At 59.3% G+C, this 14,992-nt stretch carries 13 protein-coding genes and 1 pseudogene; 9 read left to right on the top strand and 5 right to left on the bottom strand.

What is annotated here, in order from left to right:
• Positions 1-97 precede the first annotated feature (97 nt).
• From metG to RLEG4DRAFT_RS19745, 3 genes are read left to right on the top strand one after another with little or no spacing between them, the layout of a single operon-like run.
• The gene (gene metG, locus RLEG4DRAFT_RS19755) at positions 98-1,648 is read left to right on the top strand and encodes a methionine--tRNA ligase (protein ID WP_003579327.1); all 1,551 of its coding nucleotides are present in this window, start codon (positions 98-100) and stop codon (positions 1,646-1,648) included.
• Positions 1,649-1,652: 4 nt separating this feature from the next.
• The gene (locus RLEG4DRAFT_RS19750) at positions 1,653-2,435 is read left to right on the top strand and encodes a TatD family hydrolase (RefSeq protein ID WP_003579326.1); all 783 of its coding nucleotides are present in this window, start codon (positions 1,653-1,655) and stop codon (positions 2,433-2,435) included.
• A 4-nt stretch (positions 2,436-2,439) separates the two neighbouring features.
• Positions 2,440-3,264 carry an MBL fold metallo-hydrolase gene (locus RLEG4DRAFT_RS19745; protein WP_003579324.1) on the top strand — a complete coding sequence of 275 codons (825 nt, stop codon included), beginning with the start codon at positions 2,440-2,442 and terminating at the stop codon, positions 3,262-3,264.
• Positions 3,265-3,281: 17 nt separating this feature from the next.
• Here RLEG4DRAFT_RS19745 and RLEG4DRAFT_RS19740 read toward each other — a convergent pair whose 3' ends face one another.
• Positions 3,282-3,887, bottom strand: coding sequence for a TerC family protein (locus RLEG4DRAFT_RS19740; RefSeq protein ID WP_003579321.1), 606 nt, complete (start codon positions 3,885-3,887; stop codon positions 3,282-3,284).
• Between the two features lie 286 nt (positions 3,888-4,173).
• Here RLEG4DRAFT_RS19740 and RLEG4DRAFT_RS19735 point away from each other — a divergent pair, with 286 nt between their 5' ends.
• Positions 4,174-4,857 carry a hypothetical protein gene (locus tag RLEG4DRAFT_RS19735; RefSeq protein WP_003579318.1) on the top strand — a complete coding sequence of 228 codons (684 nt, stop codon included), beginning with the start codon at positions 4,174-4,176 and terminating at the stop codon, positions 4,855-4,857.
• Between the two features lie 68 nt (positions 4,858-4,925).
• Entirely contained in the window at positions 4,926-5,309 is a 384-nt protein-coding gene (locus tag RLEG4DRAFT_RS19730) for a hypothetical protein (RefSeq protein ID WP_003579317.1), read from the top strand.
• Between the two features lie 16 nt (positions 5,310-5,325).
• Here RLEG4DRAFT_RS19730 and RLEG4DRAFT_RS19725 read toward each other — a convergent pair whose 3' ends face one another.
• On the bottom strand, positions 5,326-5,847 hold the full coding sequence (locus tag RLEG4DRAFT_RS19725; protein ID WP_003579314.1) for a PAS domain-containing protein: 522 nt from the start codon (positions 5,845-5,847) through the stop codon (positions 5,326-5,328).
• Positions 5,848-6,306: 459 nt separating this feature from the next.
• Here RLEG4DRAFT_RS19725 and RLEG4DRAFT_RS19720 point away from each other — a divergent pair, with 459 nt between their 5' ends.
• On the top strand, positions 6,307-6,999 hold the full coding sequence (locus RLEG4DRAFT_RS19720) for a DUF599 domain-containing protein (RefSeq protein ID WP_003579312.1): 693 nt from the start codon (positions 6,307-6,309) through the stop codon (positions 6,997-6,999).
• Positions 7,000-7,108: 109 nt separating this feature from the next.
• Here RLEG4DRAFT_RS19720 and RLEG4DRAFT_RS19715 read toward each other — a convergent pair whose 3' ends face one another.
• Positions 7,109-8,065 (bottom strand): alpha/beta fold hydrolase, encoded by a 957-nt coding sequence (locus RLEG4DRAFT_RS19715; protein WP_003579311.1) that lies wholly within the window; start codon positions 8,063-8,065, stop codon positions 7,109-7,111.
• A gap of 381 nt (positions 8,066-8,446) precedes the next feature.
• Between RLEG4DRAFT_RS19715 and RLEG4DRAFT_RS19710 the strand changes: the two genes are divergently transcribed.
• From RLEG4DRAFT_RS19710 to RLEG4DRAFT_RS19700, 3 genes and pseudogenes are all read left to right on the top strand, one after another.
• A complete protein-coding gene (locus RLEG4DRAFT_RS19710; protein ID WP_003579310.1) occupies positions 8,447-10,594 on the top strand; it encodes a mechanosensitive ion channel family protein in 2,148 nt (715 codons plus the stop codon).
• Between the two features lie 277 nt (positions 10,595-10,871).
• Positions 10,872-11,228: pseudogene (locus tag RLEG4DRAFT_RS19705) on the top strand (helix-turn-helix domain-containing protein); the annotation flags it as partial.
• A gap of 301 nt (positions 11,229-11,529) precedes the next feature.
• Entirely contained in the window at positions 11,530-13,788 is a 2,259-nt protein-coding gene (locus RLEG4DRAFT_RS19700) for a bifunctional diguanylate cyclase/phosphodiesterase (RefSeq protein ID WP_037093881.1), read from the top strand.
• Positions 13,789-13,817: 29 nt separating this feature from the next.
• Here the strand turns inward: RLEG4DRAFT_RS19700 and RLEG4DRAFT_RS38970 are convergent, their stop codons facing one another.
• Positions 13,818-14,183 carry a hypothetical protein gene (locus RLEG4DRAFT_RS38970; protein WP_003579307.1) on the bottom strand — a complete coding sequence of 122 codons (366 nt, stop codon included), beginning with the start codon at positions 14,181-14,183 and terminating at the stop codon, positions 13,818-13,820.
• Positions 14,184-14,520: 337 nt separating this feature from the next.
• Entirely contained in the window at positions 14,521-14,979 is a 459-nt protein-coding gene (locus tag RLEG4DRAFT_RS19690) for a pyridoxamine 5'-phosphate oxidase family protein (protein WP_003579306.1), read from the bottom strand.
• Positions 14,980-14,992 lie beyond the last annotated feature (13 nt).

The raw sequence follows: 14,992 nt of genomic DNA, 5'->3' as shown, positions 1-14,992 counted from the left end.
AATCATCGGCGGCGGTAAAACTTGATGTTTCGCTTGACGGTGACATGCGCTAAGAGCGGCTGACCATTTTTATAGAGTTAGCCGGACATTGGCCGCCATGACAGACAAGACACCCTTCTACATCACCACCGCGATCTCCTATCCCAATGGCAAGCCGCATATCGGCCATGCCTACGAGCTGATCGCGACCGATGCGATGGCGCGCTACCAGCGCCTCGACGGTAAGGACGTGTTCTTCCTGACCGGCACCGACGAACACGGCCAGAAGATGCAGCAGACGGCGCGCGGCGAGGGCATCACCGCCCAGGCGCTTGCCGACCGCAACTCCGGCGAATTCCAGGCGATGGCCAAGCTGCTCAACGCCTCCAACGATGACTTCATCCGCACCACGCAGGAGCGTCATCACGAGACATCGCGTAACATCTGGAACCTGATGGCCGAGAATGGCGACATCTACAAGGACAGCTATGCCGGCTGGTATTCGGTGCGCGACGAGGCCTATTACCAGGAAAACGAAACGGAGCTGCGCGCCGACGGCGTGCGCTACGGGCCGCAGGGTACGCCGGTTGAGTGGGTGGAAGAGGCAAGCTATTTCTTCAAGCTCTCCGAGTATCAGGAGAAGCTGCTTGCTCATTACGAGGCGAACCCGGATTTCATCGGTCCGGCCGAACGCCGTAACGAGGTGATCTCCTTCGTCAAGTCAGGTCTCAAGGACCTGTCGGTGTCGCGCACCACCTTCGACTGGGGCATCAAAGTGCCGAACGATCCGGCCCACGTCATGTATGTCTGGGTCGACGCGCTGACCAACTACCTCACGGCGACGGGCTATATCGAGGATCGGAACGGCCCGCGGGCGAAATACTGGCCGGCCGATGTGCACATCATCGGCAAGGACATCATCCGCTTCCACGCCGTCTACTGGCCGGCCTTCCTGATGTCGGCGAAGCTGCCGTTGCCGAAGCGGGTCTTTGCCCATGGCTTCCTGCTCAACAAGGGCGAGAAGATGTCGAAGTCGCTCGGCAACGTCGTCGATCCCGTCAATCTGGTGAACCATTTCGGCCTTGACCAGGTGCGCTACTTCTTCCTGCGCGAAGTCTCCTTCGGCCAGGACGGCAGCTACAGCGAAGAAGCAATCGGCATCCGCATCAACTCCGACCTTGCCAATGGCATCGGCAATCTCGCCAGCCGCTCTCTGTCGATGATCGTCAAGAACTGCGACGGCAAGATCCCCGAATGTGGGCCGCTCAGCGACGAGGACAAGGCGATGCTGGCGCAGGCCGACGCGCTGCATGCCTCGACACGCGAGGACATGGGCAAACAGCAGATCCACCGGGCGCTCGCTTCGATCATCTCGGTCGTTTCCGAGACCGACCGTTATTTCGCCGGCCAGGCGCCGTGGGCGCTGAAAAAGACCGATCCGGAGCGGATGGGCACGGTGCTCTATGTCACCGCCGAAGTCGTGCGCCAGATCGCCATCCTGCTGCAGCCCTTCATGCCGGAATCATCAGGCAAGCTGCTCGACCTCGTGGCAGCATCTGCCGACAAGCGCGATTTTGCCGCCCTCGGTGCGGCAGGCCGTCTCGTTGCCGGAACGCCGATCGAAGCGCCGACGCCTGTCTTCCCGCGCTACGTTGCTCCGGAGGCTTGAGGCCGTGCTGATCGATACGCATTGCCATCTTGATTTCGCCGACTTCGAGGCGGAGCGCGACGAGATCGTCACGCGCGCCCATCAGGCCGACGTCAAGCAGATGGTGACGATTTCGACGCGGGTGCGCAAGCTCGACAGGCTGCTTGAAATCACCGAGAAATATCCTTCGGTGTTCTGCTCGGTCGGTACGCATCCGAACAATGCCGACGAAGAGCTGGATATCCAGACGGAAGATCTGGTGCGCCTTGCCAACGCCCATGAGAAGGTGGTGGCGATCGGCGAGGCCGGTCTCGATTATTTCTACGATACGCAGAAGCCCGAGGACCAGCAGACCGGCTTCCGCCGCCATATCGCGGCGGCGCGCGAGACGCAGCTGCCGCTCGTCATCCACAGCCGCAGTGCCGATGAGGATATGGCAGCGATCCTGACCGAGGAAACCGGGAAGGGGGCTTTCCCCTTCATCCTGCACTGCTTCTCGGCAGGCCCGGAACTCGCGAAGACTGGCGTCGAACTCGGCGGCTATGTCTCCTTTTCGGGCATTCTGACCTTCCCGAAGTCGGAAGAGCTGCGCGCGATCGCCAAGACGGTCCCGCATGAGCGGCTGCTGGTGGAAACGGACGCGCCGTATCTGGCGCCGAAGCGCTGGCGCGGCAAGCGCAACGAACCGTCCTATGTCGTCAACACCGCCGAGGTGCTCGCCGAGACGATCGGCCTTTCCTACGCAGAGGTCGCGCGGATTACGACGGAGAACGCATTGCGCCTGTTTACGAAGATGCCGAGGGTCTGAGAGCGTGCTCTACCGGCGGCGCTTCACCATCCTCGGCTGTTCGTCGTCACCCGGCGTGCCGCGCATTACCGGCGACTGGGGCGCCTGCAATCCCGACAATCCGAAGAACCGGCGCACACGCGCCGCCTTCATGGTGCAGCAATTTGCCCCGAATGGCGGTGTCACCACCGTCGTCATCGACACCGGACCGGATTTTCGCGAACAGATGATCAGGGCGGGGGCCGATCATGTCGATGCCGTGCTCTACAGCCATCCGCATGCCGATCATATTCACGGCATCGACGATCTACGCGGCTATTTTCACAATACGCGCCGCCGAGTGCCGATCTTTGCCGACCAATATACGATGGACAGGCTGCGCGAAGCCTTCGGCTATTGCCTGGAAACGCCGCCGGGCAGCAATTATCCGCCGATCGTGCTGCCTGTTGTCATGGAAAACATCGGCGACCCCGTCGAAATCCGCGGCCCCGGCGGCAAGATACAGTTTCACCCGCATATCCAGCAGCATGGCGATATCCACTCGCTCGGCTTCCGTATCGGCGATGTCGCTTATTGCAGCGATATCAGCGACTTCCCGCCGCAGACCGTCGACAAGCTTCAAAATCTCGATGTGCTGATCATCGACGCGCTGCAATATACCTATCATCCGAGCCATCTGTCCCTGGAACAGTCGCTCGACTGGATCGGCCGGCTGAAGCCAAAGCGGGCGATCCTCACGCATATGCACACGCCGCTCGATTACGACGTGGTGATGGCTGAGACGCCGGACCATGTGGTGCCGGCCTATGACCAGATGAGCTTCGAAACCGAGGTCAGGATCGAGGCGTAAGCCCCGATCCCCTGTCACTATACGTAGGGCATAACCTCGACGGCGCCGCGATAAATCATGTCGAGCGAAACATAGAGGATGATCAGCAAGCCGACATAGGCGATCCAGCGATGGTTGTGCAGCAACTGGGCGATCAGGTTGGCGGCAATACCCATCAGCGCGATCGACAGGGCAAGACCGATGATCAGCACGCTCGGATGTTCGCGTGCGGCACCGGCAACGGCGAGCACGTTGTCGAGCGACATGGAGACGTCGGCGATGACGATCTGGGTTGCCGCCTGGAAGAAGGTCTTTTTCGGCGCGCTTTCGCCGCCGGCTGCGTCATTATTGTCGCCATGGCCGGCGCGAAGCTCGCGCCACATCTTCCAGCAGACCCAGAGGAGCAGAAGTCCGCCGGCCAGCAGCAGACCGACGATCGCCAGCAGATAGACCGCAACACTGGCAAAGAGAATACGCAGGACGGTCGCGGCCGCAATGCCGACGATGATCGCCTTGCGGCGCTGTGTGGCCTCGAGCCCGGCAGCGGCAAGACCGATAACCACGGCGTTGTCGCCGGCAAGAACGAGGTCGATAGCAATGACCTGCAGCAAAGCCGTCAGACCGGCTGCCGTAAAGATGTCCATATGAAATATCCCCAGTGCGTCAATAGCCGTGCTAGCGTCTCGACGGTTTGACGTCAACCGCACAGCCCCTTGAATTGCGGTGGCGCGGGACAACGATCTTCGATGCCAAACCGTTCCTCATTTTAATAACGGTGAGGCGCCAATGTAGGGGCGGGCGGTTCGGCTGAAGCCACCATCGCCTCCCTCGCATTGGCTTGGAACATTCCACTCGCCCACCTGTTTTTCTGATCAGGAAACCAGCCGCCGGATCGGCGGCGTGGGGCTTTGCATCGAGAGGAGATTTCCCGTGAGCAGCATTTACAACGATACTAATCCAGCCGTCTCGGGCCCGACAGGGGGCAGCAGCCTTACAGCATTTTTCGACAGTCGATCGGAAGCTCAATCCGCCGTCTCCCGTCTGGAAGATGCGGGCGTGCCGGTGGCGAGAATCAGGTTGATGCCAGGGTATGAGGCGGACGCAAAGACCGCCGGCGCGAGGAGCGACAATCGCAGCGGCTTCTTCGAGGCGTTGGCCGACTTCTTTTTTCCGGACGAGGACCGGGCGGTCTACGCGGAGGGGCTGCGGCGAGGGGGCTTCCTCGTCCAGGTCAATGACATCGATGACGCGCTCTATGAGACAGTCCACGATATTCTGGACGACGAGGGCAGCATCGACATGGATGAGCGGGCGGACCTCTGGTCATCGGAGGGCGCATTTCAAGGCGCGTCAAACACGGGTTTTGCCGGCGCGACTGAAGGCGGCAAAGCGGCGGAAGACCTCGCCGTCTCCGAGACGGCCTTCGAAGGTCGGGATTCGCCTACCAATCCCGACGACCCGCGCCCGGTCGCCACACGCGACACCACGCATGGAAGCGCCAAGGTGCGGGCCTATACTTTGACCGGCTCGCCATCGAGTGATGCCGACCGGCAGTCGCAGAGCCAGTCGCAAGGTGGATCGCAACAGAGCCAGAGTTTCCGGCGCGATCATTGATGTGCACCCACCGAGGCCCGGTCCTATGCCGGGCTTATTTCTCTTGCTCTTCGTTGGAGGACATATCCATGCAATCATCCATTAACCGGGACGGCGTCCTTCCGCTCGACCCCGATGACCTTGTCGCGGAAGGCGAACCGCCATTTGCCGATGCTGCCACAGAGAACGCGCGTGAGAAGGCTGACGATGATTTGAACGTGCTGCAGCATGAAGTCAGACTGCTGCGCGCCCGGATCGGTATGCTGCGCGAGGATGCAGAAGCGGCGCTGAAAGCCAAGGCCACTTCGGTCGATGCAAACGCCCATGTTCAACTCGGCGATTATCCCTGGGCGAAGCTTGCCGCGGCGATGTGCGCGGCCTTCGTCGCAACCAGACTGGTTCGGCGCCTTGCACTGGGAGTCATGCTGACCGGATTTGCCGGTCAGCTCTCCGAGGCGAGACGGTGGCACTGACAGCCAAGGAACGACATCAATGAATCGGCACAGCGTCGGATGGCATCGGCTTGGCGAGCTCTTTCAGAATCGCTTCAAGTGCATCGGCCGTCGCCTGCAAGCCGGATGACTGTGCAATTTTCATGGCCTCCCTGCAGTGAGCAGACAACTCGTCTTGCGGGGCGGGATCGTTCGTCGCAAATACGATGCCCGCATAGTGCGATGGGTTGCCGGCTTCATCCCGGAAACAGCGGCCGAAGGCAGCCACGGCTACCATCTGCCCGCTTCGATCAAATACCCGATAGTCATGGCGGTAGGGATCTCCCGTGATCACCGAATCCGAAATCGCCTTGGCAACGGATGGCTTGTCGTCCGGGTGGATCCGGTCGAGGTATTTTATGATCGGCAGCCCCGAGATGGTCTGTTCCGGATCAAGCCCAAAAAGCTGTGCCAGCGCCGAATCCGCATATACCGTGTCCGTCGCCAAATCCCACGTGAAGATGCCAGGCTCTTCGGACAGAAATTCGGGCGTTCCGAAAGCCCCGCTAACAAGGTTCATTTCGCACCCCCAGTCTGAGCGCCAATGCTGCCGGTTGGCCAATCCCCAGCACTTGCAAGAATACGACAGGCTCGATCAAAGACAAAGCAGTAGTATTGGCTCCCGATTTTAGTCGCGTTTCCACTCGACGCCACTGCAAGAACGTTGCCAGCAACCTGCTTGTTAAGGCTCCACGCTTGATGGCTCAATCTGCGCCGCATAATCAGCAAGCTTGCCACGGAAGCGCGGCGCGGCGCGTATCGCCCTCGTCACATCGACGTTTTCGAGCTCGTCGCACCCCGCAAGGTGACGCGTAGGACGCGGCCGCGGCCGCCCCATAAACGCGTCACGCACAGGCATCGGCCCTGGCGATCGTACGCAGGGGCCCGGATACCGTACCCGCGGGCGACGATAGACGCTTGGAGCTGTCGTTTCCTCGAAGTAGTGTTTCAGAAAATCCAGATTCAGTTCGAGGGCACTATGGATTTTCTGAACGTCGCGGCGATCGTTTTCTTCCTTCTTGTCTGGGTGGCGCTCGAGCCTTTGATGGCCGTGGGGTGGCCAAGGAGGAACGACAGCCTTTCCGTCGACATGGTGCGGATCCGCACCGCCTGGATGCGCGAGGTGCTGACGCGAGACAACAACTTCATCGGCGACGCGGCGATCCTCGGCCACACGATCAATTCGGCATCCTTCTTCGGTTCCGCCAACCTGATCGTCATCGTCGGGCTCAGCGGCGCGCTGTTCATGGAGCCGAATTATGGATCGGGTGGCGGTCTGATCGAGATGTTTGCCGCCCAGGATCCCGCCTGGTTTTTCCAGTGCAAGGTGCTCCTGATCATGGCCACGCTGCTGCGGGGACTATCCGATTTCATCTGGGCGGTCCGGCAGATCAACTACTGCCTGGCGGCGATTGGGGCCAGCCCGTCGCGCGATGAAGACAGGGACATTGTCAGTTGGACAAATGCGCTGACCCTGGTTTCGAACCCTGCTCTTCGATCGTTTAGCGTCGGTGTCCGGTCTTATTACTTCACCTTCGCAGCCGCCTTCTGGTTTCTCGGGCCGATCCCATTCATCGTTGCGACCATCCTCAGCGTCGGCATGCTGATCTGGCGGCAATCCTGGTCGGATGCCGCCAAAGGGATCATGGCCATACGCAAGCTGCTCGATTAGGGCCAAGCCTTAAGTCCCGCTGGACAGAAGTTTGTCGGGATCGTGTGACAGCCGTGGTCGATGCGCATGTAATGGCCGTCGTCTGTATCTTCACCACGATAATCAAACATTATCTGAAGGATGTGTAGATATCTTCAACTGTTTGTTCCGGATTCTGAAGATGTGGGAAATGGCCGATACCCGGCAGGATATCGATTTTTGCACCGATCTTGGCGGCGAACTCGATGCCCATTTCCTTTTTGATGTAGAGATCCTTTTCGCCCCAGACCAGCTTGACCGGCGTCTTCAACCGCTCGAGGTTGGCCTCGAGGACGTTCTGGTCGCGGGTGAAATTCGCGTAATAATCGGCAAAGGCGTCCGCCGAAGTGATCCCGTCGAGGCTCCACGAACGGGCCATGTCTTGCTGAAGGTCGATCGGCAGATCGAATTGCTCCGCGGGCGAGAGGCCGCGCCTGTGCACGTTCGCAAGGATATCGTCGCTGGTCTTGTTCATGTAAGCGCGGGTCGGCGAGGCGGTCGGCTCGGTTTTGAGGTTCTGCAGGTTCTCCCACATATATTGCGGCCGGTCGAATGGCGCGAAGTCGCCGACGATGATCTGCCTGGCGATCGTCGGCTCATCGAGAGCAAGCAGCAGAACGGGGAGGGCAGCGATATCGGTCGCGTAGATTACGAGGTTCTCCCGGTCGATGGCTGCTCGTTCGATATAGGCCTTCAACACCTGCGCGTACGCCCTCGGCGCATAGGAAAACCGTTCCAAAACCGGGCGCGACGACTGCCCGTAACCCGGCCAATCGAAGGCGTGGACGTCGTAGTCGCGAGAAAGCCTTGTCGCGATCTCCTTCCAGACGCTCAGCGTTTCCGGAAACCCATGCAGGAAAAGTACAGTACCTTTGGGCGCCGGGGCGCGGACGATCATCCTCCTCAGCGTCAGGATCTCGTCGATCTCGATGAAGTCGACAGCCGCGCGCGCGGCTTCTCCGGAGGCGGAAGCGAAGGTTTCGGCGACGCCGAAAGGTGGAGTTGCTGCGACCGATGGGGCAACATGGGCGATGTTGTTCTCAGACATATGATGTCCTCTCGTGAACGACGGCCTAGGCTCAAAAACCTGGCCAACTCCCAGAATAGGTAGACACGCCGCCAGCGCATGGTAGCCGCCGGAAATGAGAGGCACCCTCTCGATGACGAGGCCCGATGTTTCGGCATGGAACCGGGCAGGGAAGCGGGGCCCAGGGCATCGTTCCCCTTCGAAGTTACCTACGGAAGATAGACTCGGGAAATTTGGGTCCGCTCTAGCCGCGAGCGTTTGTCGCTTCGGAGCGTCGCTGCAACATACTGTCTGCGTCCGCCAGGCCGGTCGTCGATTGACGTTGATGATGCAACGCTTCACAAAGTGGCGAAGTTCAATCCACCAGACAAAGCGCGACCACTTCGCGAGGACCACAGCTACATGCGCATCAACGACGACCGTCATTTCTTCGGCAGAGTGTTCACATTGCTGACGGTGGTATTTTCAACGCTTCTGCTCGCCGGCGCAAATCCCGCAGCGGCCGAGCCGACCAATTCCTCGGCGCCGATCAGGGTTATCATCGAATTGCCGAACGATGATTCCGGCCGTGCGCTGGTCAACCGGATCGTTCCCGGCAATCAGGAACCGGCGCAGCCGGTAGCTGTCGCGCAAGACGCGCCACCGCCGTCGATTGCCACCTCACTACAGGATTTGCGCCAGAGGCTGCTCGCACTCGTCAATGCAGTGCCGACCCTCCCGGGACAGATCCAAGCGGCGGTCCGCGCCTTCCAGACGGATAATCATATCGACCCTCTCGGCTTGATCCTAGCGGTCACACTCTTCGTAGCAGGCGGTTTCGTCGCGCAGCGCCTTGCCTGGTGGTCGGGGCGAGGACTTCTGCATTTTGTGCTGACCACGCCTGCCGACACCGTTCGGCAGCGGATCAAGCTCCACGCGGGCCGACTTTCAATGGGTGTTCTCGCCTTGACCGGCTACCTGATCGGAAGCCTCGGCGCGTTTATTCTCTTTCCGTGGCCTGCCGTGTTTCGCGACGTTGCACTCATCCTGCTGTCCGCTGCTCTGATGGTGCGTCTCGGCGTGCTTGTCGGCCGCATCGTCATCGCGCCGGGCGCCCGCCTGCCGCATATGCGGCTTCTGACGCTTGTCACGTCGCTTGCCTGGTTCTGGTACTACTGGCTCCTCGGAATCGTGGCAGTGCTGGCGGTTGGCTGGGCCATCATCGAAGTGATCCAGACGATCGGCGCTTCACCCATCCTGGTCGACCTTTTTACCGCGGCATGGCTTGGCGTCGTTTCAATCGCGCTGATCGTCATGATTTGGCTGCGGCAGTTTCGTTCTGACGGACCGCCGGTGAACCGGCTGGTCTGCGTCGGCTTCAGTGCGAGCATCGTACTATCGTGGCTGTTGTGGGTGTCCGGACTGCGCGGTGCCTTCTGGACGATGGTCGTCATCGCGCTCCTGCCGCTGACCGTTTCGGTGGCTCGCGATATCATTGGTCGCATCATACAATCCGGCGGCGAACACGCGGTGGAAGATCCGGCTATCGTCGGATGGTCCGTTGTCATCATGCAGACGCTGCGCAACGGCCTCATCGTGGTCGCCGCGCTGCTCATTGCCCGCTCGTGGGATGTCAATCTCAGTGACCTTGCCGCCGCCGAAACGGTGAGCACGCGTTTGATCCGCGCAGGCATCCGCATTGTTATCGTGCTGCTGGTGACGGACGTCATCTGGAAGCTCGCCAGCACGCTGATCGACAGTCAGATGGCGGTGGCGTCGCGAAGCGCAGAGGCGGGGCATCACGACGGACCCGAAGCGCGTCGGCGTCAGCGGTTGAATACGCTGCTTCCCATCCTTCGCAATGTGCTGTTCCTGGCGATCGGGGCTGTCGGCTTCCTGATGATCCTGGATGCCGTCGGCATTCAGATCGGACCGCTGCTGGCGGGCGCCGGTGTCGTCGGCATCGCCGTCGGCTTCGGCGCACAAACACTCGTCAAGGACATCATCTCAGGCGTCTTTTATCTGTTCGACGATGCTTTTCGCATCGGCGAATACATTCAGGCGGCAAAATATAAGGGGACGGTCGAAGGTTTCTCGCTGCGATCGATCCGTCTGCGACACCATCGCGGCCCGGTCACGATCGTTCCGTTCGGCGAACTCGGCGCGGTGCAGAACCTCAGCCGCGACTGGGTGATCGACATCATTACGCTCACCTTGAATTATGACAGCGATCTCGAGGAGGTCCGCAAGACCATCAAGCGCATCGGCGTCGAACTTCTGGAGGACGCCGAACTCGGGCCCAACATCATCGAGCCCTTGAAGATGCAAGGGATTGAGCAGATGGCGGATTATGGCGTGCAGATCCGGCTGAAGTTCATGGCCAAACCCGGCGAACAATTCGGCGTTCGCCGAAAGGCGCTTGCGATGCTCAAGAAGACCTTCGCGGAAAAAGGGATCCAGTTTGCAACTCCGACGGTTCATGTCTCCAGCGGGACGGCCGATCCAGCAGCGTCCGCCGCCGCAGCCGAGCTGCAAAGGCCAGCAAAAGTCATCCCAACAGTTCAGGAATAATAACTGAGGCGTGCGATCGTCGAGACGCAAATTCGACCCGGCCCAAAGTGGGCGGGTGAGATGGACGATGAAGATATGCCATTGCAATCAAAAGGCATTCTTATGTTCCATAATCTGTCTTATGCGATTATTGTATGTAGCGGCTATTTAGTAATGCGACAGTTGGGCCAGTTAGAGATGCGACAGTCTCGCCTCTCGACGTGCTGGTCAATGCCAACGTTGGGAGCAAGGATGGCGACCTTCAGCCTGGTCGAGACCATGAGCGGTCGGAGTCGTCATGTCCTTTATGATCACCATGTCGCAGAAAGAATTGCATCGCCTCGAAGTCATTCAGAAGATCCGTGATCGGCGTCTGAGCGTCGTTCAGGCGGCCGAGCTGCTCGGTCTCAGCCGCAGTCAGGTCCACAGGCTGTTGCAAGCCTATGATCAGGCCGGTCCAGACGGTCTGGTCTCGAAGAAGCGATGGCGCCCGAGCAATCGGCGCCACAGCGAGGATTTTCGCAATGCGGCGCTGGATCTGATCCGCGAACGTTATCCGGATTTCGGTCCGACACTGGCGCGCGAGAAGCTGATCGAACTGCATCAGATTTCAGTCGCCGAGGAGACGCTGCGCCAATGGATGACCGAGGCCGGCGGGGGCGCCCTCACCTGCCCGATCTGCCCCAGCAACAGGACCAGTCAGTCAGATCGCGGCAGGCCATCGTGCCATGCGGTAGACAAAAGCTCGACTTAAAACAATGGCTTGGATATTTTTGAAATGTCTCAACGCAATCTCCAACCGACCCTCGCCGATCGCTGTCGCTGCACCAGCTTGCCGAACGCAAGAGGCGGCGACATCCGAACCGGGTCGGCTTTTCTCCCAGGCTGGCCGGTTTAGCGTTGCCTTAAAGAAACTGTGCAAGGATGCAGGCGTGTCCATCCGCGCTGGCAACCTGATGAAGTTTCTTAGAAGTCCAAAAATAGTACGTGGCCTCGCTACTTCCACAGCCAGCCATGCCAGCGCATTTGCTCCGGCAATATTCGCGGCAATGATTGCAGTCATCATCGTCTGGGTCGCAACGAACTGGCGGCTGGAGCGCTCGCTGGCCGAAGAACGCTCGATTGTTGCCGGCGAGCTTGCCACAATATCATCTCGGCTACAGACCAACCTCAATAGCAATGTGAAGCTGCTGCAAGGGCTGGCGGCCGGCATCGCAGTCGACCCGACAATGGACCAAAACGGATTTTCCAAACTTGCCGCGCAGATCCTGCAGCCCGATTCACAATTGCGCAGCTTCGCTGCGGCGCCCGACATGGTGGTCAAGTGGGTTTATCCGGAAAAAGGAAACGAAAAGGCCGTCGGTCTCGATTACCGAAAGAATGAGAAGCAACGGGCTGCCGCGATGCTGGCGCGCAACACCCACAATATCGTTCTGACAGGCCCGGTGGAGCTCGTCCAAGGCGGAACTGCTTTTGTCGTCAGGTGCCCGATTTATAACAATAACGGAAACAGCCAGGTCTTTTGGGGTCTGCTCTCCGGAATCATAGATATTCCAAGGCTCTATAGCGATAGCGGCCTCGGATCGACCGAGCTTGAGATTGCCATCAGCACCGTGCCGGAGCCAAATTCGCCGAAACAGGTTTTTCTCGGAAATCTGGAAACCTTTTCGAAGCAGCCGGTCGTGACATCCGTTGACATGACTTATGGCCGATGGACCTTCGTCGCAGTGCCCAAGCGCGGATGGGGCCAAAATAACGGGATCGGCATTTTTGAGTTTTATGCGAGCCTGTTGGCGTTGTGTGTCGTTGCGCCGATCATTTGGGTCGGCTTCCTGACCAGGTCGCGTCAAAGAACGATTGAAAAGCTTCGCCTCCACAAGAAGAAGCTCGTTCGAGCGCGGCAACGGCTAGAATATCTGTCGTTGCACGACGCGCTGACGGGGCTGGCGAACCGACGGTTCGTCGACCAGATGATCTCGCAACCCCAGAGACCCGGTGAAGAAGACAGTCTGATCCTCATTCATATCGACCTCGACCGATTTAAAGAGATCAACGATACGAAAGGGCATGCCGGCGGCGACATGGTCCTGCAAACAACGGCTTTGCGTCTCGCCGATTTGACCGGCCCAAGCGACGTCGCGGCTCGGATCGGTGGAGACGAGTTCATCTTCGCCAGGTGGAGCGCCGATCCCGAGCCTGAAGCAACCGAATTGGCCAGGCAGATCGTCGACGGCCTCCAGCGGCCCATCCTTATCGATGGGGCAGAGTATGTGGTCGGAGCGAGCGTCGGTGTCGCCTGGGAGACTGAACGTGCCCGCGGGCGGGATCTCGGTCAGTTGCTTCTGAATGCCGATTTGGCTCTCTACGAGGCGAAAAAGACCGGCCGTGGCCGCGCGGCCATCTTCACCGAAGAGCTTCGTAGCGCTGCAATCCATTCAAAAGAATTGGCGGATGAGTTCAATCAGGCGCTCGACCGCGATGAACTTGTTGCCTTCTTCCAACCGCAGTTCAACGCAGATACGTTGGCTATCGCCGGCGTCGAGGCCCTTGCCCGCTGGGATCACCCGCGAAAAGGTCTGCTCGGCCCGAACAATTTTCTTGACGCCGCGGAAAGACTGGGGCGGAGCGGCGACATGGATAGGCTAATCCTGCAGAAGGCCCTGTTCGAGCTTACGAGATGGGATAGTCTGGGAATGCAGATCCCGCGGGTCTCAGTGAATATCTCAGCGCGCCGCCTGGCGCAGCCAAATCTGCTTGCCGAGCTGTCCGAGCTTCCCGTATCGAAGGGTCGGCTGTGTTTCGAGCTGCTTGAGACAATTTCCTTCGACGAGCTTCAACCTGCCCTCCATGATATCATTCCGACTATCAAAGCGCTTGGCATTGAAATTGAGATTGACGATTTCGGCACGGAACATGCCAGCATCATCAGTCTGCTTCGATTTGAGCCGCGGCGACTTAAAATCGACCGCGAAATTATCAAACCGATCATAGCCTCTCCATCTCAACGCCGCCTGGTCTCCTCCATTATCGAAATCGGCCGGTCACAGAATATCGACATCGTTGCCGAGGGCGTGGAGACAATGGAGCACGCGAAGATCCTGAAAGATCTTGGTTGCCATTTGTTGCAAGGCTATGCTCTGGCGCGACCAATGACGTCGGAACAGTTGATCGAATTTTGCAGCATGAAGGACAAAGGACGCACAGTGGCAGGCTGAAGAAACCCCGCCAGCCTAGTTAAAGCGCGCTAACGACGAGAAGGACCGTGCATTGCCCGCAGCCGGCGAATGGTTTCGCAGCCATCGGTCGTTTTCGAAACCACGGTCTTCCTGCCGGCTGCCTCGGCGGCCGCATCCACCAGCTGAAACGCATATTCGACAGCCGCTTCCATGTCGTCCTGGCAGAGTTTTTCGCCGCGGCAGCGGGTTTCAAGCAATCGCCTGACCCGGCGTTTGATGACTGGAATGGCGGCGGTGTCGGAGTGAGCGAGGAGCTGTCGCAAGCAGCAGGTCGCGACCACTTCGCAAACCAATAGTCTTCCCTCGATTTCGCCGAACGTCGGCACGGCGAATCGCGCTCCTCCAGTCTGGCAGTCACGATCTGTCACCAACATCTTCGTTCTCCCGTCACTTCACCCTTTTTGGCCGCCCTCTTCAGCCGACGATTCCGTTTGCACGCGGCCTCCCAGGACATTAACGCGTCGGCATGTCCACTATACGCCTCCAGAGAAATGATGGTTGCGCGTACGGCGATTTCATCCCCTTTTTCGGATCTGTGATCGTCTGGTCTCACCTGCCAGCCGTTCCTAGCCTGCCCGAACACGGCCGCAATGACGAGAACTGGAAGCGGCGTAAAGCGATCGATGTTGGAAGAAACTCAAATTCCGCTGTTTCTCGCCCACTGAACAAGGCGCTTGGGATCGTCCGGGCGCCCCTTCCCAGGCGATTGTCTCAGTCAACTGAGAGCGCCGTTCGACCGCTCACCTCTCGGACGAATATGCCGTAAAATATGTGTTCGGAGACCGAGCCAGTCGGTTGTTCCTGCAGCTTCAACGCGCCGACTTCCCACCAATCGAAGTGTTTTTGCAGCAACGACCAGGCCTGCAACCTCTCACTGCGCCAAAGGTCTGTATCCGGGAACTCCTCGAACCGCCCATCGACGACGACACTCGTCCAACCCTTGCCTGCGCCGCGCTGGTCGATTTGCAGACAGACATTTTCGTTCGCGCGCATCCAGTCGACCTTTCTCCCCGGCATTGAAAAGCTGTAGATCGTGCCCTTCGCATAGGCGAAATAGATCGGCACCACGTAGGGCCGGCCATCTTTGCAACAGGCCAGATGGCCAAATCGGGATTGCGCGAGAACGGCGGAGCATTCCGCCGGGGTCAGGTCTTTCAGGATGTAGCTCATCGGTGGCTCCCTC

This window comes from Rhizobium leguminosarum bv. trifolii WSM2297 (assembly GCF_000271845.1).
Note: the sequence above shows the minus strand (reverse complement) of the source record. Positions and strands in the feature narration are given on the sequence as shown.

Coding starts and splice junctions, on each gene's coding strand:
- RLEG4DRAFT_RS19715 (WP_003579311.1), bottom strand. CDS start 8,065: ATGTCTGAGAACAACATCGCCCATGTTGCCCCATCGGTCGCAGCAACT.
- metG (WP_003579327.1), top strand. CDS start 98: ATGACAGACAAGACACCCTTCTACATCACCACCGCGATCTCCTATCCC.
- RLEG4DRAFT_RS19740 (WP_003579321.1), bottom strand. CDS start 3,887: ATGGACATCTTTACGGCAGCCGGTCTGACGGCTTTGCTGCAGGTCATT.
- RLEG4DRAFT_RS19690 (WP_003579306.1), bottom strand. CDS start 14,979: ATGAGCTACATCCTGAAAGACCTGACCCCGGCGGAATGCTCCGCCGTT.
- RLEG4DRAFT_RS19700 (WP_037093881.1), top strand. CDS start 11,530: ATGAAGTTTCTTAGAAGTCCAAAAATAGTACGTGGCCTCGCTACTTCC.
- RLEG4DRAFT_RS19725 (WP_003579314.1), bottom strand. CDS start 5,847: ATGAACCTTGTTAGCGGGGCTTTCGGAACGCCCGAATTTCTGTCCGAA.
- RLEG4DRAFT_RS38970 (WP_003579307.1), bottom strand. CDS start 14,183: ATGTTGGTGACAGATCGTGACTGCCAGACTGGAGGAGCGCGATTCGCC.
- RLEG4DRAFT_RS19720 (WP_003579312.1), top strand. CDS start 6,307: ATGGATTTTCTGAACGTCGCGGCGATCGTTTTCTTCCTTCTTGTCTGG.
- RLEG4DRAFT_RS19710 (WP_003579310.1), top strand. CDS start 8,447: ATGCGCATCAACGACGACCGTCATTTCTTCGGCAGAGTGTTCACATTG.
- RLEG4DRAFT_RS19730 (WP_003579317.1), top strand. CDS start 4,926: ATGCAATCATCCATTAACCGGGACGGCGTCCTTCCGCTCGACCCCGAT.